Origin of the sequence: Paraburkholderia kururiensis (assembly GCF_034424375.1) — a bacterium.
Taxonomy (GTDB): Bacteria; Pseudomonadota; Gammaproteobacteria; order Burkholderiales; family Burkholderiaceae; genus Paraburkholderia; species Paraburkholderia kururiensis_A.
Window position 1 is genome coordinate 4707922 of record NZ_CP139965.1, and the last position, 20750, is coordinate 4728671.

Here is a 20750-nt window from a genome sequence, read left to right on the forward strand (position 1 = left end):
GCCAGCATGATGAGTTAGAATCTCGTTTTGGAACAAGGACCGAAAGATGCGCTGGCAGCCTCGGATCGCCCATTTGATGCCCGCGCGGCGCGAGACCCGCCCCGCGGCGCAGCGGCACGCCCGCCACGCACGATCGTGTAGCGGAATCTGAGCCAGCGAAGTCCCCGGCAAGTTTGGCAGCGTTCGTTGCTTCACCCTGGCCGGCGCGGGCTTCACATCACGGTCGTCCGCAAATAGCAGAATATTTCGGACACGCTTCCCCAGAATGCGTCCCACGCGCACTGTCAGCCGGCGCTTACCGCACAGGTCCGCCGCGCAGACCCACCGAGTCGTCCTAACATGAACGCACCTCAAGTTTTCGATCCCCACGGGGCTGCCGCGGCAGTAGCCGCCGAAATCGAGCCGCGCCTGCGCGAAATTCCCTATAACTACACGTCGTTCTCCGACCGCGAAATCGTCATCCGGCTGCTCGGCGAAGAAGCATGGACGGCGCTCTCGGAACTGCGCGAAGAGCGCCGCACGGGTCGTTCGGCGCGCATGCTCTACGAGGTGCTGGGCGACATCTGGGTGGTGAGGCGCAATCCGTATCTTCAGGACGATCTGCTCGACAATCCGAAGCGCCGCGACCTGCTGATCGAGGCGCTCAATCACCGGCTCGCGGAAATCGAAAAGCGCCGCCGTGCCGACTTGCTCGAGCACAGCGACGAGGCGGGCATCGACCGCGCCGCACGCGTCGAAACGCTGGTAGGCGCTACGCGCCGCGCCATCGACCACTTCGCCGCCGAGTTCGCCAAGATGGCCGAACTGCGTCGCCGCGCAACGAAGGTGCTGGGCCGCCGCACGCAGAAGGACAACATCCGCTTCGACGGCCTCGCGCGCGTTTCGCACGTGACCGACGCGACCGACTGGCGCGTCGAGTATCCGTTCGTCGTGCTCACGCCGGACACCGAAGCGGAGATCGCCGGCCTCGTGAAGGCCTGCTTCGAACTCGGCCTCACCGTGATTCCGCGCGGAGGCGGCACGGGCTACACGGGCGGCGCGGTGCCGCTCACGCCGTTCTCGGCCGTCATCAACACCGAAAAGCTGGAGCAACTGGGCGCCGTCGAACTGACGGAGTTGCCGGGCGTGGCCCGCAAGGTGCCGACCATTTACTCCGGCGCGGGCGTGGTCACGCGCCGCGTGACCGAGGCCGCCGAGCAGGCCGGTTACGTGTTCGCCGTGGACCCCACGTCGCTCGACGCGTCGTGCATCGGCGGCAACATTGCGATGAATGCGGGCGGCAAGAAGGCCGTGCTGTGGGGCACCGCGCTCGACAACCTCGCCTGGTGGCGCATGGTCGATCCGGAGGGCAACTGGCTCGAAGTCACGCGCCTCGAGCACAACCTGGGCAAGATTCACGACATTGCCGTGGCGCGCTTCGAACTGAAGTGGTTCGACGGCGAACATGCGCCGGGCGAAAAGCTGCTGCGCACGGAGACGCTCGAAATCGAGGGGCGGCGCTTCCGCAAGGAAGGGCTCGGCAAGGACGTCACCGACAAGTTCCTCGCCGGCCTGCCCGGCATCCAGAAGGAAGGCTGCGACGGGCTCATCACGTCCGGGCGCTGGGTGCTGCACAAGATGCCCGCGCACACGCGCACTGTCTGCCTCGAGTTCTTCGGCCAGGCGCGCGAGGCCATTCCGAGCATCGTCGAAATCAAGGACTACCTGTTCGAAACGTCGAAGCAGGGCGGCGCGATTCTGGCCGGGCTGGAACACCTCGACGAGCGCTATCTGCGCGCCGTGGGCTACGCGACGAAGTCGAAGCGCAACGCGTTTCCGAAGATGGTGCTGATCGGCGACATCGTGGGCGACGACGCCGACGCGGTGGCCGCCGCCACCTCGGAAGTGGTGCGCATGGCCAACGGCAAGAGCGGCGAAGGCTTCGTCGCCGTAAGCGCCGAGGCGCGCAAGCGCTTCTGGCTGGACCGCAGCCGCACGGCCGCCATCGCGAAGCACACCAACGCGTTCAAGATCAACGAAGACGTCGTGATTCCGCTCGACCGCATGGGCGAGTACACGGACGGCATCGAGCGCATCAACATCGAGCTGTCGATCAAGAACAAGCTGCAACTGCTGGACGCGCTGGAAGCGTTCTTCAAGGCGGGCAAGCTGCCGCTCGGCAAGAGCGATGACGCCAACGAGATTCCCAGCGCCGAGCTGCTGGAAGACCGCGTGCAGCAGGCGCTCGACCTGCTGCGGCACGTGCGTGCGCGCTGGGAATTCCTGCGCGATCACCTCGACATGCCGCTTGCCGAAGCGCAGCACCATCTGGTGCAGCTCGGCTACGAGGCGCTGGCCGAGAAGTTCGCCGACCGCGTCGACGTGCAGACCGACGCAAACGTCTTCCACGTCACCCAGGACCGGACGATCCGCGTGTCGTGGAAGCAGGAGATTCGCGCGGAACTACGCCAGATCTTCAACGGCGGCGCGTTCAAGCCGATCCTCGACGAGGCTCAGGCCATCCACAAGCGCGTGCTGCGCGGCCGCGTGTTCGTCGCGCTGCACATGCACGCGGGCGACGGTAACGTCCACACGAACATCCCGGTCAACTCCGACAACTACGAGATGCTCCAGGACGCGCACGCCGCCGTGGCGCGCATCATGAAGCTCGCGCGTTCGCTGGATGGCGTGATCTCGGGCGAGCACGGCATCGGCATTACGAAGCTGGAGTTCCTCACCGAAGACGAGATCGCCGAATTCCGCGCGTACAAGCAGCGCGTCGATCCGCAAGGCCGCTTCAACGCGGGCAAGCTGCTCGACGGCGCCGATCTGCGCAACGCCTACACGCCGAGCTTCGGGCTCATGGGTTACGAGTCGCTCATCATGCAGCAGTCCGACATCGGCGCGATCTCCGCTTCGATCAAGGACTGCCTGCGCTGCGGCAAGTGCAAGCCGGTGTGCGCGACGCACGTGCCGCGCGCCAATCTGCTCTACAGCCCGCGCAACAAGATTCTCGCGACGTCGCTGCTGGTGGAGGCCTTCCTGTACGAGGAGCAGACGCGCCGCGGCGTGTCGATCAAGCATTGGGACGAGTTCAACGACGTGGCCGACCACTGCACGGTCTGCCACAAGTGCGTGACGCCGTGCCCGGTGAAGATCGACTTCGGCGATGTCTCCATGAACATGCGCAACCTGCTGCGCAAGATGGGCAAGAAGAAGTTCAACGCCGGCAGCGCGGCGGGCATGTTCTTCCTGAACGCCACCAACCCGCAGACCATCAACCTCGCGCGTACCGCGATGATGGGCTTCGGCTACAAGGCGCAGCGCCTCGGTAACGACCTGCTCAAGAAGGTCGTGAAGAAGCAGACGGCTCATCCGCCCGCCACCACCGGCAAGCCGCCCGTGGTGGAGCAGGTGATCCACTTCGTCAACAAGAAGATGCCGGGCAACCTGCCGAAGAAGACGGCGCGCGCGCTGCTCGACATCGAAGACAACAAGATCGTGCCGATCATTCGCAACCCGAAGACGACCACGGTCGATTCGGAAGCGGTGTTCTACTTCCCGGGCTGCGGCTCCGAGCGGCTGTTCTCGCAGGTGGGGCTCGCCACGCAGGCCATGCTGTGGGAAGCGGGCGTCCAGACGGTGCTGCCGCCGGGCTACCTGTGCTGCGGCTATCCGCAGCGCGGCGCGGGGCAGTACGACAAGGCGGAGAAGATCGTCACCGATAACCGCGTGCTGTTCCATCGCGTCGCGAACACGCTGAACTATCTCGACATCAAGACCGTGGTGGTGTCGTGCGGCACCTGCTACGACCAGCTCGCGGGCTATGAATTCGAGAAGATCTTTCCGGGCTGCCGGATCATCGACATCCACGAATTCCTGTTGGAGAAGGGCATCAAGCTCGACGGCGTGACGGGCACGCGCTACATGTACCACGATCCCTGCCACACGCCGATCAAGACGATCGACCCCGTGAAGCTCGTCAACGAACTCATGGGTTCGGACAAAGACGGCTACCGCATCGAGAAGAACGACCGTTGCTGCGGCGAGTCGGGCACGCTCGCCGTGACGCGCCCGGACATTTCGACGCAGGTGCGCTTTCGCAAGGAAGAGGAGATCCGCAAGGGTGCCGCGAAGCTGCGCGGCATTCCGCTCGTGGCGCAAGCGGGTGCCAACGCGATCAACCCGGCCAACGCTGCCGCGGGGGCGGCAGGCGCGCCCGCGGGTTCGGTGCTCAAGGCCGGCGACGGTCCCCAGCCGGTGGCGCCGCAAGGCAACGGTGCGGCGGACGTGAAGATCCTCACGAGCTGCCCGTCGTGCCTGCAAGGGCTTTCGCGCTACAACGAAGACGCCGGCATCGAAGCGGACTACATCGTCGTCGAGATCGCCCGCCACGTGCTGGGCGAGAGCTGGATGGCCGATTATGTTGCGCGTGCGAACAATGGCGGAATCGAGCGCGTGCTGGTCTAATGGCACCGTTGCGGCATCCTGCCGATCTGCCTGAGGACAACGATGGACTGCGTATTCTGCCGTGAGGACGGCGGCGAGGTGCTCTGGCAGGACGACACCCTGCGGGTCGTCCTCGCCGACGAACTGGATTACCCCGGCTTTTGCCGCGTGATCTGGAATGCGCACGTTGCGGAGTTCTCGGATCTGGACGGCGGCGCGCGGGAACGCATCATGCGCGCGGTGTACGCGGTCGAGCGTGCGCTGCGCCGCGTGATGCAGCCCGTCAAGGTGAATCTCGCGAGCCTCGGCAACCAGGTGCCGCACGTGCACTGGCACGTCATTCCGCGCTATTCGAACGACGCCCATTTCCCCATGCCGGTGTGGGCGCCGCGCCAGCGCACCGTGTCCGAAAAACTCCTCGCCGCACGGCGCGCCCAGGCCACCTTGCTGCGCGAAGCCGTACGTAACGAAATCGAGCAGGCGCTCGCCTGAGGTCAATCATGAGTGGACTGAAACCCGATACGCCGGTGCCCACCGGCGTCGTCGTGCACGCGGTATCGCGCGTGCTGGAACTCCAATACGCCGACGGGCGCAGCTATCGCGTTCCGTTCGAACTGATGCGCGTGTATTCGCCGTCCGCGGAAGTGCGTGGCCACGGGCCGGGCCAGGAGACGCTGCAGACCGGCAAGCGCGAGGTCACGATCACGGCGCTGGAAGGCGTGGGCAACTACGCGTTGCAGCCGACGTTTTCGGACGGTCACGCCACGGGCATCTATTCGTGGGACCTGCTCTATGACCTGGCCACGCGCCAGGACGAGCTGTGGGCCGAGTACTTCGCAAAACTGAAAGCAGCAGGCGTGGAGCGCGACGCGCCCATGCCCGCGCCCGCAGCCGCGCACGGCCACTGTCATTAATACCGATCCGGCCGTGCCCTGATACGATGGCGCCTGCCGCATATGGCGCGGCGCAACAATTCCGAACCCGCGAAAGGACCAGCGCGATGAGCAAAACCCACTTCGGCTATCAGACCGTCGACGAACAGGAAAAAGCGAAGAAAGTGGCGGGCGTGTTCCACTCGGTCGCCTCGAACTACGACCTGATGAACGACCTGATGTCGGGCGGGCTGCATCGCGCCTGGAAGGCCTTCACGATCGCCCAGGCGAAGGTGCGCCCCGGCGCCAGGGTGCTCGACATCGCGGGCGGCACGGGCGACCTCTCGAAGGCGTTCGCGAAACAGGCCGGGCCGACGGGCGAGGTCTGGCACACCGACATCAACGAATCGATGCTGCGCGTGGGCCGCGACCGGCTGCTCGACAAGGGCGTCATTACGCCGGCGCTGCTGTGCGACGCGGAGAAAATCCCCTTTCCGGACAACTACTTCGACGTGGTGACTGTCGCGTTCGGACTGCGCAACATGACCCACAAGGACGTGGCGCTCGCCGAAATGCGGCGCGTGCTGAAGCCGGGCGGGCGCGTGCTTGTGCTGGAGTTCTCGAAGGTATGGGAGCCGCTGCGCAAGTTCTACGACGTCTATTCGTTCAAGGTGCTGCCCTGGCTGGGCGACCGCTTTGCGAAAGACGCCGACAGCTACCGCTACTTGGCCGAATCCATCCGCATGCACCCGGACCAGGAAACTTTGAAGACGATGATGGAACAAGTCGGCCTTGAAGCCGTCAAATATTACAATTTGTCAGCTGGCGTGGTAGCCTTGCATGTCGCGACAAAGTATTAGCGTTCCCAACTCGTTGTCTTGAAAGGAATTTCAGTTATGTCTGATGCGCGCTCTAAGTCTTTCAAAAGTCTTTCTCCCTCGTGGGCGGCGCGGATCGGGCGGTTCGCAATCGTCGGCCTGGTGGTCGCGGCGACGTTCGCGTCGCTGGATGCCGACGCACGCCGCATGGGCGGCGGTCGCACCATCGGCCGGCAGTCGTCTACCGTGACCCAGCGCCAGGCCACGCCGCCTGCGCAACAACCCGGTCAACCCCTGCAGCAGTCGGGCCAGGCCGCTCAGGCGCAGCGGGCGCCCGCACCCACTCCCACGCCCGCCGCCGCGCCTTCGCGTTCGCGCTGGCTTGGGCCGCTCGCCGGTCTCGCCGCCGGTCTCGGCATTGCCGCGTTGCTGTCTCACTTTGGCCTGGGCGAAGCGTTCGCCGGCATGATGGCGAACATCATCGTGATCGCGCTCATCGCCATGATCGCGATCTGGCTGATCCGCAAGTTCACGGGTCGCCGCCGCGACGCGAACCAGCCGGCTTACGGCGCAGCCGGTGCCGGCCGCGCCGACGCTTACCGCGCCGGCGACTTTAGTTCGGCGCGCGATACCGCGGAGCCGCGTTTCTCCGGAATGTCGTCGCTGCCTGCTTCGGCGAGCCCCGCGGCTGCCGCAGCAACGGCATCCGAGCCGGCTGCTCAGGTCGCGGTGCCGCCCGGTTTCGACACCGAGGCGTTCCTGCGCAATGCGAAGGTTCACTTCGTGCGCCTCCAGGCTGCCTGGGATGCCGGCAACATGGACGACATCCGTGAATTCACCACGCCGGAAATGTTCGCCGAAGTGAAGGTCGATCTCGACTCGCGCGGCGCACAGGCGAACCAGACTGATGTGGTGCAACTCAACGCCGAGTTGCTCGGTGTCGAAGACCGTGGCGAGGAGTACCTGGCCAGCGTGCAGTTCTCCGGCCTCATCCGCGAGACGGCGGGCGCGCCGGCCGAACCGTTCTCCGAGGTCTGGAACCTGTCGAAGTCGGCGCGTCGCGGCGAAGGCTGGCTGCTCGCCGGCATCCAGCAGCTGACCCACGGAGCGCACTGACGCACGTCGTATCGTCCGTCTGGCCGACGCTCAGCGCGGCCCGGTTCGGACGTGACGGACGTTACAATAGGAACCCGCGCGTGGCCTTCGCCCGCGCGGGTTTTTATTCCTCCACGTGCCGATGACCCTCGCCGCCAAGCCCTTTGCCGCTGCCGTCAATCACCTGCTCGCCCGCGAAACGTGGGCGCTCGACCGTCTCGCTCCCTACGCCGGCAAGACTGTCCGGCTTGCCTGTCCACCCGTCGTCCTCACTCTGCTCGTGAAAGCGGACGGCTACCTGGCGGCTGTGGACGAGCGCGACGCGCATGCGTTCGACGTGACTGTCTCGGTACCCGCCGACGCCGTGCCTGCGTTCCTGCAGGGCGGCCAGGCGGCCGTCATGAAGCACGTCAAGATCGAGGGTGATGCCGAATTCGCGACGACCATCGCGAAGCTGGCCGAACATCTGCGCTGGGAGCCGGAAGAGGATCTGGCGCAACTCATTGGCGACGGCCCGGCGTGGCGCGTCTCGTCGCTGGTGCGTACGGCGGGCGAACACGCGCGCCGGGCGGGGCGCAATCTGCTCGACTCGGTGGCCGAGTACCTGCTCGACGAAGACCCGCAACTGGTGCGCCGCGACGCACTTCAGGATTTCAGCGAGGAGCTGGCTCGCGCCCGCGACACGCTCGCGCGTGTCGAAAAGCGCGTGGAGCGTCTGGAGCAGAAAATCGCTAGCGAGCGCTCGCGCGCGGCAGCCACATCGCGCCCGGCGCGCTAGGTGATCGGGCCCGACATGCGCGTTCTGCGAGTTCTAAAGATCTTTTTCACCGTCATCCGTTTCGGGCTCGACGAGATGATGCTCTCGCGCATCAACGACCGCCGCGTGCGGCTGTTGCTGCGCATCACCACCATCGGCCGTCGTTTCGATCAGCCGCCCGGGGTGCGGCTGCGGCTCGCGCTCGAAAGCCTGGGGCCGATCTTCGTGAAGTTCGGTCAGGTGCTGTCCACGCGCCGCGATCTGTTGCCCGTCGATATCGCCGACGAACTGGCGCGCTTGCAGGACCAGGTGCCGCCATTCGATTCGGATGTGGCCATCGGGCTTATCGAGAGGTCGCTGGGCGCGCCTGTGGGCGTGCTGTTCGACGACTTCGAGCGCGTGCCGGTGGCGAGCGCCTCGATCGCCCAGGTGCATTTCGCGAAGCTCAAGACGGGCGACCACGCGGGCAAGCCCGTGGCCATCAAGGTGCTGCGTCCGAACATGCGGCCGGTCATCGATTCCGACCTCGCGCTCTTGCGTGACCTCGCCGTGTGGGCCGAACGGCTGTGGGCGGACGGCAAGCGGCTCAAGCCGCGCGAAGTGGTGGCCGAATTCGACAAGTACCTGCACGACGAACTCGACCTCATGCGCGAGGCAGCCAACGGCAGTCAGCTGCGGCGCAACTTCGCGGGGCTCGACCTCCTGCTCGTGCCGGAAATGTACTGGGAATTCTGCACGCCCACCGTGCTCGTCATGGAGCGCATGGTCGGGGTGCCGATCAGCCAGGTGGAAACCTTGCGGGCCGCAGGCGTGGACATCCCGAAGCTTGCCCGCGAAGGCGTGGAGATATTCTTCACGCAGGTGTTCCGCGACGGCTTCTTTCACGCGGACATGCACCCGGGCAACATCCAGGTGAGCCTCGACCCCGCGCACTTCGGCCGCTACATCGCGCTCGACTTCGGGATCATTGGCGCGCTCTCGGACTTCGACAAGAACTACCTCGCGCAAAACTTCCTCGCCTTCTTCAAGCGCGACTACCACCGCGTTGCAACGCTGCACCTGGAATCGGGCTGGGTGCCGCCCAACACGCGCGTGGAAGAACTGGAAAGCGCCATTCGCGCCGTCTGCGAACCGTACTTCGACCGGGCGCTGAAAGACATCTCGCTGGGCCAGGTGCTGATGCGCCTCTTCTCGACCTCACGCCGCTTCAACGTTGAAATCCAGCCGCAGCTCGTGCTGCTGCAAAAGACCATGCTCAACGTGGAAGGGCTGGGCCGCTCGCTCGATCCCGACCTCGACCTGTGGAAGACGGCGAAGCCGTACCTCGAACGGTGGATGAACGAGCAGATCGGCCTGCGCGGCTGGTATGAGCGGCTGAAGATCGAAGCGCCGCAGTGGAGCAAGACGTTGCCACAGCTGCCGCGCCTGATTCACCACGTTCTGGCGCAGCGCCACGACAATCCCCATGCGGGCACGAGCGACGACGCCATGCGGTTGATCCTGCTGGAGCAGAAGCGGACCAACCGGCTGCTTCAAGGGCTGCTCATGTTTGGCCTTGCGGTCGGCGCCGGCGCCATCGCCGCCCGTTTGTGGCTCGCGCTCGCTTATGGTGGCTGAACACGGTGGGTGAGGGCGGCTGAGAGCGTCTGAGCGAACGCCGAAGCCTGCTTGAGACCCGAAAGCATCGAGGAACAAACGCGCCATGACCGATCCAACCCATCAGGCAGGCCCATCCGATGAACCGGGTGGCGCAGGAAAGTCCGCGGCAACGCCCGCAGCGGCGGTGCCATCGATGCCCGACTTCGAATCTCGCGATCCGCGTGACCCGGCTTTCTGGAACGAGCGCTTCGAGCAGGGCTTCACCCCTTGGGACCAGGCCGGCGTGCCGCCCGCGTTCGAAGCGTTCGCGGCGCGGCATCCTGCCGAAGCGGTCGTGATTCCTGGATGCGGCAGTGCCTGGGAAGCGCTGTGGCTCGCTCAGCGCGGTCGCCAGGTGCGCGCCATCGACTTCTCGCCGGCCGCCGTCGCCACAGCGCGCGCCCAGTTGGGCGAGCAGTACACGCATGTGGTGGAAGAGGCGGACTTCTTCGGCTGGCAGCCGCCGTTCACGCCCGGCTGGGTCTACGAGCGCGCTTTTTTGTGTGCCCTGCCGCGCGGTTTTTGGGCGCGTTACGCTGCCCGCATGGCCGACATCCTGCCGGAAGGCGGCCTGCTCGCCGGCTTCTTCTTCATCGGCGCCACGCCGAAGGGGCCGCCGTTCGGCATCGACCGTGCCGAGCTCGACGCGCTGCTCGAACCCAACTTCACGCTCGTGGAAGACGAGCCCGTGTCCGGTTCGATACCGGTCTTTGCCGGCCGCGAGCGCTGGATGACCTGGCAACGTCGCGCCAGTCGCTCTTGATCCGCGCGGTCCTCGCCCCCATCTGAGCGCGCGGTGGCCGTGCAATGCGACGGCTGGCGAAATCGCCGGGCCGAAGGGCGTTTGCGGCTATAATTCAAGGCTTTGCAAGCGTTTATCAGATTTTCATCAGGGAACAGGATCATGCCGATCTACGCCTATCGTTGCGAGTCGTGCGGCTTCCAGAAGGACGTGCTGCAAAAGATGAGCGATTCGCCTTTGACGCAGTGCCCGGAGTGCCAGAAAGACACCTTCCGCAAGCAGGTGACGGCGGCGGGCTTCCAGCTGAAGGGCTCGGGCTGGTACGTCACCGATTTTCGCGGCGGCAACGGCGCGGCCAGCGGCGCGAGCACGGGTGCGAAGAAGGAAGGCGCGGCATCTGCGGAAAGCGCTTCCACTACCACCGACGGCGCGGGCAGCAGCCAGTCGGCCGGCGGTTCCGAAGGCGCATCGAGCGCGGGGCCGGCGGCCACCTCCAGCGCGGCCAGCACGACGGGCAGTCCCTGATACCCGAGCCGTCCCATTCTGACTGAGGGGCGGCGCCCACGCCGTGGCGCTTCGCCACGGCTCTCCGGCGGTACACATGACGACCAAGAAAGCGACGCTCAAATCGGTTTTCCTGACTGGCCTGCTCGTGCTGGTGCCTCTCGCCATCACGCTGTGGGTGCTCAATCTGATCATCGGCACGATGGATCAGACGTTGCTGCTGCTGCCCGAGGCGTGGCAGCCGGAGCGCCTGTTCGGGTTCCATCTGCCGGGGCTCGGTGCGCTGCTCACGCTCGCGTTCGTCTTCGTCGTCGGCCTGCTGACCCAGAACCTCGTCGGGCAGAAGCTCGTGGAGGCGTGGAACGCCGTGGTGCGCCGCATTCCCGTGGTCGGTCCCATCTATACGAGTGTCAAGCAGGTGTCCGACACGCTGCTTTCCAGCAGCGGCAACGCGTTTCGCAAGGCGCTCCTGATCGAATACCCGCACAAGGGTTCGTATACGATTGCGTTTTTGACCGGCATTCCCGGCGGCGACGTCGTGAATCACCTGAAGCAAGAGTGCGTGAGCGTGTACGTGCCCACCACGCCTAATCCGACGTCGGGCTTTTTTCTCATGATTCCTCGCAGCGAGGTCGTCGAACTCGACATGACGGTCGACGCCGCGCTCAAGTACATCGTTTCGATGGGCGTCGTCGCGCCGTCGGCGCCGCATGCGGCGCCCACGCCGCAGCGGCGCACCGTCGAGCCTCCGCTGTAACACCGGCTGGCGCCCGTCACTGTGGGCGCAGCCGTTCAATTCCTGAATAACGAAAGACGAACATCATGTCGATGAGATCTGAATACTGCGGTCTGGTGACCGAACACCTGCTGGGCCAAACCGTGTCGCTGTGCGGCTGGGTGAGCCGGCGCCGTGACCACGGCGGCGTTATCTTCATCGACCTGCGCGACCGGGAAGGCCTCGTTCAGGTTGTCTGCGACCCGGACCGCGCCGAGATGTTCAAGACGGCCGAAGGCGTGCGCAACGAGTTCTGCGTGCAGGTGAAGGGCGTGGTGCGCAACCGTCCGGAAGGCACCACGAACGCGAACCTCACGAGCGGCAAGATCGAAGTGCTGTGCCACGAGCTGACCGTGCTGAACCCGTCCGTCACGCCGCCGTTCCAGCTCGACGACGACAACCTTTCGGAAACCACGCGCCTCACGCATCGCGTGCTCGATCTGCGCCGTCCGCAGATGCAGCACAACCTGCGCCTGCGCTACCGCGTCGCGATGGAGGTGCGCAAGTATCTCGACGCGAAAGGCTTCATCGACATCGAAACGCCGATGCTCACCAAGAGCACGCCGGAAGGCGCACGCGACTACCTCGTGCCGTCGCGCGTGAACGCGGGCCAGTTCTTCGCGCTGCCGCAGTCGCCGCAGCTCTTCAAGCAGCTCCTGATGGTGGCGAACTTCGATCGTTACTACCAGATCGTGAAGTGCTTCCGCGACGAAGACCTGCGTGCCGACCGTCAGCCCGAATTCACGCAGATCGATTGCGAAACGTCGTTCCTCGGCGAGCAGGAAATTCGTGACCTGTTCGAAGAGATGGCGCGCCATGTGTTCAAGGAAACGATCGGCGTGGAACTGGACACGAAGTTCCCGGTGATGCAGTACTCGGAAGCCATGAGCCGCTTCGGTTCGGACAAGCCGGACCTTCGCGTGAAGCTCGAGTTCACGGAACTCACGGATGCCATGAAGGACGTCGACTTCAAGGTGTTCAGCACGCCGGCCAACACGAAGGACGGTCGCGTTGCGGCCCTGCGCGTGCCGAAGGGCGGTGAGCTTTCGCGCGGCGACATCGACAGCTACACGGAATTCGTGCGCATCTACGGTGCGAAGGGTCTGGCGTGGATCAAGGTCAACGAGGCCGCGAAGGGCCGCGACGGCCTGCAAAGCCCGATCGTGAAGAACCTGCACGACGCGGCCATCACGGCGATCATCGAGCGCACGGGTGCTCAGGACGGCGACATCATCTTCTTCGCCGCCGACCGCGCGAAGGTGGTGAACGATAGTCTGGGCGCGCTGCGGCTGAAGATCGGCCACTCGGAGTTCGGCAAGGCGAACGGGCTCCTCGAGGCTGGCTGGAAGCCGCTGTGGGTGATCGACTTCCCGATGTTCGAGTACGACGAGGAAGAGAACCGCTTCGTGGCCGCGCACCATCCGTTCACCAGCCCGAAGGACGAGCACATCGAGTATCTGGAAACGGATCCGGGCCGCTGTCTCGCGAAGGCCTACGACATGGTGCTGAACGGTTGGGAAATCGGCGGCGGTTCGGTGCGTATTCACCGCGAGGAAGTGCAGAGCAAGGTGTTCCGCGCGTTGAAGATCGGTCCGGAGGAAGCGCGTGCGAAGTTTGGCTTCCTGCTCGACGCGCTGCAGTACGGCGCGCCGCCGCACGGCGGCATTGCGTTCGGCCTCGACCGTATCGTCACGATGATGGCCGGTGCCGATTCGATCCGCGACGTGATCGCGTTCCCGAAGACGCAGCGTGCGCAGGATCTGCTCACGCAGGCGCCGAGCGAAGTGGACGAGCGCCAGTTGCGCGAGCTCCACATCCGTCTGCGTCAGCCGGAGCAGAAGGCGCAGTAAGCCGCTGGCGGCCTCTCGTCGCGAGGGGCCGAAGCGACGAAGCGCACCGCTTCCGCACCACACAGAAAAGGCGCGTCACGCGCCTTTTCTGCTTTTTGCGCTACATTCGTACTGGCCGGCTGCGGGGCGTCGCGAGCATCGAATGCGTTGCGCCGCCAGACAGCCGGCTTCCCCGATTTCACCGCCGACATGCCCGCGCACCGCTCGCGCTGCGCTTCGCCACCATGCCGAAGAAGATTCCGGAATCCGTTCTCGTCGTCATTCACACTCCGCAGCTCGACGTGCTCATCATCGAGCGCGCCGATCGTCCGGGCTTCTGGCAATCGGTCACGGGCTCCAAGGACCGGCTCGACGAGCCGCTTGCCGAAACGGCCGTACGCGAGGTGGCCGAGGAAACAGGCATCGTCGTGGGCGCGGCGGACGTGCCATACACGGCGCTCTTCGACTGGCAGTACCAGATCGACTACGAGATCTACCCCGTGTGGCGGCACCGCTACGAGGAAGGCGTGACGCGCAACGTCGAGCACTGGTTTAGTCTCGAAGTGCCGCAGCGGCTCGAGGTGACGCTGGCGCCGCGCGAACACACCGCGTTCCTCTGGCTGCCCTGGCAGGAAGCCGCGAGCCGTTGCTTCTCGTCGTCGAACCAGGACGCCATTCTCCAGTTGCCTGCTCGACTCGAGGCGCGCCGCCAGGCGGCCGGCCGATGACGGCGACGCGCGAATCGTCGGTGCCCGCGCGCCTGCCGCGGCTCGAACGCCTGGGCCGCACGTTGCTGGGCCGCCGCTACTGGTCGCGATATCGCTTCACGGCGGGCAACGCCGTCAAGCTCTTTTGCTCCGGGGACGAATACTTCGACGCGCTCGTGCAGCGCATCGACGCCGCCACGCGCGACGTCATGCTGGAGACCTACATCTTCTGCGACGACGCGGCAGGCCGGGCCGTCTCCGAAGCCCTGCTGCGCGCAGTAGGCCGCGGCGTGCGGGTGCGCATCATTACCGACGGCATCGGCACGGGCCGGTTGCCGTTCTTCGATACATGGGTGGCCGCGGGCATCGAGCATCGCATCTTCAACCCGCATCTGTTCGGTCGCTTCGGTTTTGCGCGCACGCACCGCAAGCTTGCCGTGGTCGACGGCACGTTCGCCTGGTGCGGCGGCATCAACATCGTCGACGACTTCGACCACAACGGTACCCGCCTGCCGCATGCGCGCTGGGACTTTGCCGTCGAACTGCGCGGCCCCGTGGTGGCGGACGTGCGCGAGGCGTTCGAACTGCAATGGCAGCGCATCGTGCTCGGCCACCGGCCCCCCGTTCGATCGGACGATGAAGGCGCGGCGGTAGGTGCTGCGCGTCGCAGACCCTCTTCGTTTCTGCGCACCGCGTTTAGCGGCCGCTTCCGCGCGCGGCGCGTCCGTCCGAGTGGCGAGCCCTGCGTGGCCTTCGTCGCACGCGACAACGTCGTGAACCGGCGCGCCATCGAAAAGGCCTACCTCGCCGCCATCGGACAGGCGCGCAAGGAAGTGCTGCTCGCGAATCCGTACTTCATGCCGGGGCGGCGACTGCGGCGGGCGTTGATCCACGCGGCGCGGCGCGGCGTGGAGGTACGGCTTCTGATCGGCCGAAAAGAGTTCGCCGCCCTCGACTACGCCGTGCCGTTCCTCTACCACTCGCTATTGAAGGCGGGCGTACGCATTGCCGAGTACGAAAAGACGATGCTGCACGGAAAGGTCGCCGTGGTCGATTCGAACTGGGCCACGGTGGGCTCCTCCAATCTCGATGCGCTCAGCCTCGTGCTCAACAACGAGGCCAATGTGATGCTGGTGCTGCATCCGGAGATCGATGCGTTGCGCGGCGCCATCCTCACCGCGTTCAACGAGTCGCGCCTGATCGACGAGGCCCGGTACGAGGCCCGGCCGGCCGCCGAGCGGCTGCTCAACTGGCTGGCCTACGCGGCGTATCGGGCCACCATGAAGCTCTTGACCGTGGGCGGCTACGACTAGGCTGCGGCCACGTTTCGCCCGTTTCCTCGTACCCGTCTGGCCCTGCACGCTGCCACACGCGACCCGGCGCGCGCAATCGAGGAAATATCGGCTTCTGCTCCCACCCCATGCGGCGCAGAATTAGAGTGCCTGTTAGACCCCGGTTTCTAATAAAGTCCTTGTTCAGCGGGCGGTCGTACCTAACAATAGTACGGCCGTTCGATTTTATTTCGGTCACATCGTAACGGTATAAAGCTATGCGAAAAGGCGAACAGACGCGAGCCGCAATTCTCGATGCAGCACTCGACCTGGCCAGCCGGGATGGACTCGAAGGTCTGACCATCGGTTTGCTGGCCGAGCGTATGCAGATGAGCAAGAGTGGCGTGTTCGCGCATTTCGGGTCGCGCGAAGACTTGCAGGTGGAAGTGGTGCGTGAGTATCACCGCCGCTTTGAGGAGGAAGTGTTCTTCCCCAGCCTGCGCGAACCGCGCGGTCTGCCGCGTTTGCGTGCCATGCTGTCGCGCTGGATGGAGAAGCGCATTCAGGAAGTCACCACTGGATGCATCTACATCAGCGGCGCCGTCGAGTACGACGACCGTGCGGACAGCGCCGTGCGCGAGCAGTTGGTGGCGAGCGTCACGATGTGGCGCGCCGCGCTCATGCGGGCCATTTCGCAGGCAATGGAAGAAGGGCATCTGCGCGCCGATACCGATCCGCAGCTGATGCTCTTCGAGTTGTACAGCTTCACGCTCGGCCTGCATCACGACGCACGCTTCCTGCATCTGCCCGATGCCGTGCGCCTGACGTGGGCTGCGCTGGAAAAGCTGATCGTTTCGTATCAGAGCGAAAGCCGCTAGCGGGACACGGCGCGGTCGGCACCGCGCCGCAAGCAGGCGGCGAGCTTGTCAGTCCTCATCCTTGGAGAAGAAGTCATGGGACAGTACGCCCCGCCGCTGCGCGATATGCAATTCGTGCTGCATGAACTGCTGAACGTCGAAGCCGAAGTGAAGCAAATGCCGAAGCACGCGGACCTCGACGCGGACACCGTCAACCAGGTGCTCGAAGAGGCCGGCAAGTTCTGCTCCGAAGTGCTGTTCCCGCTGAACCAGGTCGGCGACCGCGAAGGCTGCACCTACGTCGGCGACGGCGTGGTGACCACGCCCACAGGGTTCAAGGAGGCGTACCAGCAGTACGTCGAGGCGGGCTGGCCTGCGCTCGGTTGCGATCCCGAATTCGGCGGCCAGGGGTTGCCCGCGTTCGTGAACAACGCGCTCTACGAAATGATGAACTCGTCCAACCAGGCGTGGACGATGTACCCCGGCCTCTCGCACGGCGCTTATGAATGCCTGCATGCGCACGGCACGCCGGAGCAGCAGAAGACCTATCTGCCGAAGATCGTTTCCGGCGTCTGGACCGGCACCATGTGCCTCACCGAGCCGCATTGCGGCACCGACCTCGGCATTCTGCGCACGAAGGCGGAGCCGAACGGCGACGGCTCGTATGCCATCACCGGCACCAAGATCTTCATCTCCGCAGGCGAGCACGACCTCGCCGAGAACATCGTTCACCTCGTGCTCGCGCGTCTGCCCGATGCGCCAGCCGGCACGAAGGGCATCTCGCTTTTCATCGTGCCGAAGTTTATTCCCGATGCAGCGGGCGAACCCGGCGAGCGCAACGGCGTGAAGTGCGGCTCCATCGAACACAAGATGGGCATTCACGGCAACGCCACGGCCGTCATCAATCTGGACAACGCGAAGGGCTGGCTCGTTGGCGAGCCGAACAAGGGCCTCAACGCGATGTTCGTGATGATGAACGCCGCGCGTCTTGGCGTCGGCATGCAGGGTCTTGGCCTCACCGAGGTCGCGTACCAGAACGCGCTGGTGTACGCGAAGGAGCGCCTGCAGATGCGCTCGCTCACGGGACCGAAGGCGCCGGACAAGCCCGCCGATCCGATCATCGTGCACCCCGACGTGCGCCGCATCCTGCTCACGCAGAAGGCCTACGTGGAGGCGGGCCGCGCGTTCTCGTACTGGACCGCGCTGCAGATCGACCGCGAGCTGTCGCACAGCGACGAGTCCGTGCGCAAGGAAGCCGCCGACCTCGTCGCGCTGCTCACGCCCATCATCAAGGCGTTCCTCACCGACAACGCCTTCGAGTGCACCAACCACGCGTTGCAGGTGTACGGCGGCCACGGCTTCATCGCCGAATGGGGCATGGAGCAATACGTGCGCGACGCCCGCATCAACATGATCTACGAAGGCACCAACGCAGTTCAGTCGCTCGACCTGCTCGGCCGCAAGGTGCTGGGCGACATGGGCGCCAAGCTCAAGAAGTTCGGCAAGCTCGTGAGCGACTTCGTGGAAGAGGAGGGCGTGAAGCCCGAGATGCAGGAGTTCGTGAACCCGCTCGCCGACATCGGCGACAAGGTGCAGAAGCTCACCATGGAAATCGGCATGAAGGCGATGCAGAACCCCGACGAAGTGGGCGCCGCCGCCGTGCCGTATCTGCGCACCGTGGGCCACCTCGTGTTCTCGTACTTTTGGGCGCGCATGGCCCGCATCGCGCTGGACAAGGAAGCGTCCGGCGACCCGTTCTACAAGTCCAAGCTCGCCACCGCGCGCTTCTACTTCGCGAAGCTGCTGCCTGAAACGGCCACCACGATCCGCCAGGCCCGCGCGGGCTCGAAGACGCTGATGGACATCGACGAAGCGCTGTTCTAGGCGCCCGCCGGCCTGTCTTTTGCGTCGCGCGGACCAACAGAGCCGCGCGACGCATGAACCATCCCGGCCTCTACCTCATTCCATTCAATTCGCTCGACATTGCACATTCCGCTGGAGGAACAACGTGAGCAATCTGATCATTCGCAAGGTGGCCGTGCTCGGCGCCGGCGTGATGGGCGCGCAGATCGCCGCGCACCTGATCAACGCCCGGGTGCCCGTGCTGCTGTTCGATCTGCCCGCCAAGGAAGGTCCGAAGAACGCGATCGCGCTCAAGGCGATCGAGAACCTCAAGAAACTGTCGCCCGCGCCGTTCGGCGTGAAAGAGGACGCGCAGTACATCGAGCCCGCCAATTACGAGGATGACCTCGCGAAGCTGGCCGAATGCGACGTCGTGATCGAGGCCATCGCCGAGCGCATGGACTGGAAGCACGACCTCTACAAGAAGGTCGCGCCGCATATCGGCGCGAACGCGATCTTTGCTTCGAATACCTCGGGCCTTTCGATCACGGCGTTGTCCGACGGTTTTTCGGACGAGTTGAAGGCGCGCTTCTGCGGCGTGCACTTCTTCAATCCGCCGCGCTACATGCATCTCGTGGAGTTGATCCCGACGGCGCACACGCGGCCCGAGATTCTCGATCAACTCGAAACGTTCCTCACGAGCGCGGTGGGCAAGGGCGTGGTGCGGGCGAAAGACACGCCCAACTTCATCGCGAACCGCGTCGGCATCTTCTCGATTCTCGCGGTGGTTACGGAAGCGCAGAAGTTCGGTCTGCGTTTCGACGAAGTCGATGATCTGACGGGCAGCCGTCTGGGCCGCGCCAAGTCGGCCACGTTCCGCACTGCGGACGTGGTGGGTCTCGACACGATGGCGCACGTCATCAAGACGATGCAGGACAACCTCGCGAACGATCCGTTCTACCCCGTCTACGAGACGCCGGCCGTGCTGGCCGCGCTCGTGCAGAAAGGCGCGCTCGGGCAGAAGAGCGGCGCGGGCTTCTATCGCAAGGAAGGCAAGGCCATCAAGGTGCTCGACGCTAAAACCGGCGAGTACGTGGAAGCCGGCGCCAAGGCCGACGAACTGGTGGGGCGCATCCTCAAGCGCCCGCCCGCCGAGCGCCTGAAGTTGCTGCGTGAATCCACGCATCCGCAGGCGCAATTCCTGTGGTCGATTTTCCGCGACGTGTTCCACTACATCGCCGTGCACCTCGAATCGATTGCGGACAACGCGCGCGACGTCGACCTCGCCATCCGCTGGGGCTTCGGCTGGAACGAAGGTCCGTTCGAAGGCTGGCAGACGGCGGGCTGGAAGCAGGTCGCCGAATGGGTGCAGGACGACATCACCGCGGGCAAGGCGCTCGCGAACGTGCCGCTGCCCGCCTGGGTGTTCGAAGGGCCGGTCGCCGAGAACGGCGGCGTGCATTCGTCCGAAGGCTCCTGGTCGCCCGCGGCGAAGCGCTTCGTGCCGCGCTCGTCGCTCTCCGTCTACGAACGCCAGGTGTTCCGCGCGCCGCTGCAAGGCGAGAAGGGCGGGGACCCGAAGACCTTCGGCAAGACGCTCTTCGAGACCGACCACGTACGTGCCTGGGTGGACGACCGTGCCGGCGAAGACGACGTCGTGATCGTGTCGTTCAGGAGCAAGATGAACACGATCGGCCCCGGCGTGATCGACGGTCTCACGCAAGCCATTGAACTCGCGGAGCAGTCGTACCGTGCCGTGGTGGTGTGGCAGCCGACCTCGCTCAAGCTCGGCGCGCCGGGCGGTCCGTTCTCGGCGGGCGCGAATCTCGAAGAAGCGATGCCCGCGTTCATGATGGGCGGCGCGAAGGGCATCGAACCGTTCGTCAAGAAATTCCAGCAGGGCATGCTGCGCGTGAAGTACGCGAACGTGCCGGTGGTGTCGGCGGTGTCGGGCATCGCGCTGGGTGGCGGTTGCGAACTGCTGCTGCATAGCGCGAAGCGCGTCGCGCATATCGAGAGCTACGTGGGTCTCGTGGAAGTCGGCGTGGGTCTCGTGCCGGCGGGCGGCGGTCTGAAGGAAGCGGCGCTGCGTGCGGCGCAGACTGCCGAGGCCGTGGGCGCGACCCCGAGCGACCTGCTGCGCTTCGTACAGAAGTCGTTTGAAAACGCCGCGATGGCGAAGGTCTCGGCCTCCGCGCTCGAAGCACGCGCGATGGGTTACCTGAAGCCGTCGGACACCATCGTCTTCAACGTGTTCGAACTGCTCGACACGGCGAAGAAGGAAGCGCGCGCACTTGCCGCCGCGGGTTACCGCCCGCCGCTGCGCGCAACGCAGGTACCGGTGGCCGGACGTTCGGCGATCGCGACCATCAAGGCGTCGCTCGTCAACATGCGCGACGGCCGCTTCATCAGCGATCACGATTTCCTGATTGCGAGCCGCATTGCCGAAGCGGTGTGCGGCGGCGACGTCGAAGCCGGCAGCCTCGTCGACGAAGAATGGCTGCTCGCGCTGGAGCGTCGCGCGTTCGTCGACCTGCTCGGCACGCAGAAGACGCAGGAACGGATCATGGGCATGTTGCAGACCGGCAAGCCGGTGCGCAACTGAAGCGGCGAGT

The 20750-nt window shown here is 65.2% G+C and carries 16 protein-coding genes; all 16 read left to right on the top strand.

Features of this window, described 5'->3' with window-relative positions; translation table 11 throughout:
- The first annotated feature begins 339 nt into the window (after positions 1 to 339).
- Positions 340 to 4449: a DUF3683 domain-containing protein gene (locus U0042_RS21195; RefSeq protein WP_114809279.1), complete on the top strand. Its 4110-nt coding sequence runs from the start codon at positions 340 to 342 to the stop codon at positions 4447 to 4449.
- Positions 4450 to 4491: 42 nt separating this feature from the next.
- The gene (locus U0042_RS21200) at positions 4492 to 4920 is read left to right on the top strand and encodes an HIT family protein (RefSeq protein ID WP_114809278.1); all 429 of its coding nucleotides are present in this window, start codon (positions 4492 to 4494) and stop codon (positions 4918 to 4920) included.
- Between the two features lie 8 nt (positions 4921 to 4928).
- Complete coding sequence (locus U0042_RS21205; protein WP_017772687.1) at positions 4929 to 5342, top strand: gamma-butyrobetaine hydroxylase-like domain-containing protein; 414 nt, start codon at positions 4929 to 4931, stop codon at positions 5340 to 5342.
- An 86-nt stretch (positions 5343 to 5428) separates the two neighbouring features.
- Positions 5429 to 6160: a bifunctional demethylmenaquinone methyltransferase/2-methoxy-6-polyprenyl-1,4-benzoquinol methylase UbiE gene (ubiE, locus tag U0042_RS21210; protein WP_114809277.1), complete on the top strand. Its 732-nt coding sequence runs from the start codon at positions 5429 to 5431 to the stop codon at positions 6158 to 6160.
- A gap of 36 nt (positions 6161 to 6196) precedes the next feature.
- Positions 6197 to 7234, top strand: a complete 1038-nt coding sequence (locus U0042_RS21215; RefSeq protein WP_114809276.1) for a Tim44 domain-containing protein — start codon at positions 6197 to 6199, stop codon at positions 7232 to 7234.
- A 121-nt stretch (positions 7235 to 7355) separates the two neighbouring features.
- The gene (locus tag U0042_RS21220) at positions 7356 to 7991 is read left to right on the top strand and encodes a ubiquinone biosynthesis accessory factor UbiJ (RefSeq protein WP_114809275.1); all 636 of its coding nucleotides are present in this window, start codon (positions 7356 to 7358) and stop codon (positions 7989 to 7991) included.
- A gap of 15 nt (positions 7992 to 8006) precedes the next feature.
- On the top strand, positions 8007 to 9587 hold the full coding sequence (ubiB, locus tag U0042_RS21225; RefSeq protein WP_114809513.1) for a ubiquinone biosynthesis regulatory protein kinase UbiB: 1581 nt from the start codon (positions 8007 to 8009) through the stop codon (positions 9585 to 9587).
- Positions 9588 to 9762: 175 nt separating this feature from the next.
- Positions 9763 to 10371: a methyltransferase domain-containing protein gene (locus U0042_RS21230; RefSeq protein WP_114809274.1), complete on the top strand. Its 609-nt coding sequence runs from the start codon at positions 9763 to 9765 to the stop codon at positions 10369 to 10371.
- Positions 10372 to 10512: 141 nt separating this feature from the next.
- Positions 10513 to 10875, top strand: a complete 363-nt coding sequence (locus U0042_RS21235) for an FmdB family zinc ribbon protein (RefSeq protein ID WP_114809273.1) — start codon at positions 10513 to 10515, stop codon at positions 10873 to 10875.
- Positions 10876 to 10951: 76 nt separating this feature from the next.
- Complete coding sequence (locus U0042_RS21240) at positions 10952 to 11611, top strand: DUF502 domain-containing protein (protein ID WP_114809272.1); 660 nt, start codon at positions 10952 to 10954, stop codon at positions 11609 to 11611.
- A gap of 65 nt (positions 11612 to 11676) precedes the next feature.
- Positions 11677 to 13479 carry an aspartate--tRNA ligase gene (aspS, locus tag U0042_RS21245; protein ID WP_114809271.1) on the top strand — a complete coding sequence of 601 codons (1803 nt, stop codon included), beginning with the start codon at positions 11677 to 11679 and terminating at the stop codon, positions 13477 to 13479.
- Positions 13480 to 13703: 224 nt separating this feature from the next.
- On the top strand, positions 13704 to 14186 hold the full coding sequence (nudB, locus tag U0042_RS21250) for a dihydroneopterin triphosphate diphosphatase (RefSeq protein ID WP_114809512.1): 483 nt from the start codon (positions 13704 to 13706) through the stop codon (positions 14184 to 14186).
- A gap of 32 nt (positions 14187 to 14218) precedes the next feature.
- Entirely contained in the window at positions 14219 to 15478 is a 1260-nt protein-coding gene (clsB, locus tag U0042_RS21255; protein ID WP_419150534.1) for a cardiolipin synthase ClsB, read from the top strand.
- 236 nt (positions 15479 to 15714) lie between these two features.
- Positions 15715 to 16314, top strand: coding sequence for a TetR/AcrR family transcriptional regulator (locus U0042_RS21260; protein ID WP_017772698.1), 600 nt, complete (start codon positions 15715 to 15717; stop codon positions 16312 to 16314).
- A 75-nt stretch (positions 16315 to 16389) separates the two neighbouring features.
- Positions 16390 to 18177, top strand: a complete 1788-nt coding sequence (locus U0042_RS21265) for an acyl-CoA dehydrogenase C-terminal domain-containing protein (RefSeq protein ID WP_114809269.1) — start codon at positions 16390 to 16392, stop codon at positions 18175 to 18177.
- Between the two features lie 124 nt (positions 18178 to 18301).
- Positions 18302 to 20740 (top strand): 3-hydroxyacyl-CoA dehydrogenase/enoyl-CoA hydratase family protein, encoded by a 2439-nt coding sequence (locus U0042_RS21270; RefSeq protein ID WP_114809268.1) that lies wholly within the window; start codon positions 18302 to 18304, stop codon positions 20738 to 20740.
- Positions 20741 to 20750 lie beyond the last annotated feature (10 nt).

Coding starts and splice junctions, on each gene's coding strand:
- U0042_RS21195 (WP_114809279.1), top strand. CDS start 340: ATGAACGCACCTCAAGTTTTCGATCCCCACGGGGCTGCCGCGGCAGTA.
- U0042_RS21200 (WP_114809278.1), top strand. CDS start 4,492: ATGGACTGCGTATTCTGCCGTGAGGACGGCGGCGAGGTGCTCTGGCAG.
- U0042_RS21205 (WP_017772687.1), top strand. CDS start 4,929: ATGAGTGGACTGAAACCCGATACGCCGGTGCCCACCGGCGTCGTCGTG.
- ubiE (WP_114809277.1), top strand. CDS start 5,429: ATGAGCAAAACCCACTTCGGCTATCAGACCGTCGACGAACAGGAAAAA.
- U0042_RS21215 (WP_114809276.1), top strand. CDS start 6,197: ATGTCTGATGCGCGCTCTAAGTCTTTCAAAAGTCTTTCTCCCTCGTGG.
- U0042_RS21220 (WP_114809275.1), top strand. CDS start 7,356: ATGACCCTCGCCGCCAAGCCCTTTGCCGCTGCCGTCAATCACCTGCTC.
- ubiB (WP_114809513.1), top strand. CDS start 8,007: ATGCGCGTTCTGCGAGTTCTAAAGATCTTTTTCACCGTCATCCGTTTC.
- U0042_RS21230 (WP_114809274.1), top strand. CDS start 9,763: ATGCCCGACTTCGAATCTCGCGATCCGCGTGACCCGGCTTTCTGGAAC.
- U0042_RS21235 (WP_114809273.1), top strand. CDS start 10,513: ATGCCGATCTACGCCTATCGTTGCGAGTCGTGCGGCTTCCAGAAGGAC.
- U0042_RS21240 (WP_114809272.1), top strand. CDS start 10,952: ATGACGACCAAGAAAGCGACGCTCAAATCGGTTTTCCTGACTGGCCTG.
- aspS (WP_114809271.1), top strand. CDS start 11,677: ATGTCGATGAGATCTGAATACTGCGGTCTGGTGACCGAACACCTGCTG.
- nudB (WP_114809512.1), top strand. CDS start 13,704: ATGCCGAAGAAGATTCCGGAATCCGTTCTCGTCGTCATTCACACTCCG.
- U0042_RS21260 (WP_017772698.1), top strand. CDS start 15,715: ATGCGAAAAGGCGAACAGACGCGAGCCGCAATTCTCGATGCAGCACTC.
- U0042_RS21265 (WP_114809269.1), top strand. CDS start 16,390: ATGGGACAGTACGCCCCGCCGCTGCGCGATATGCAATTCGTGCTGCAT.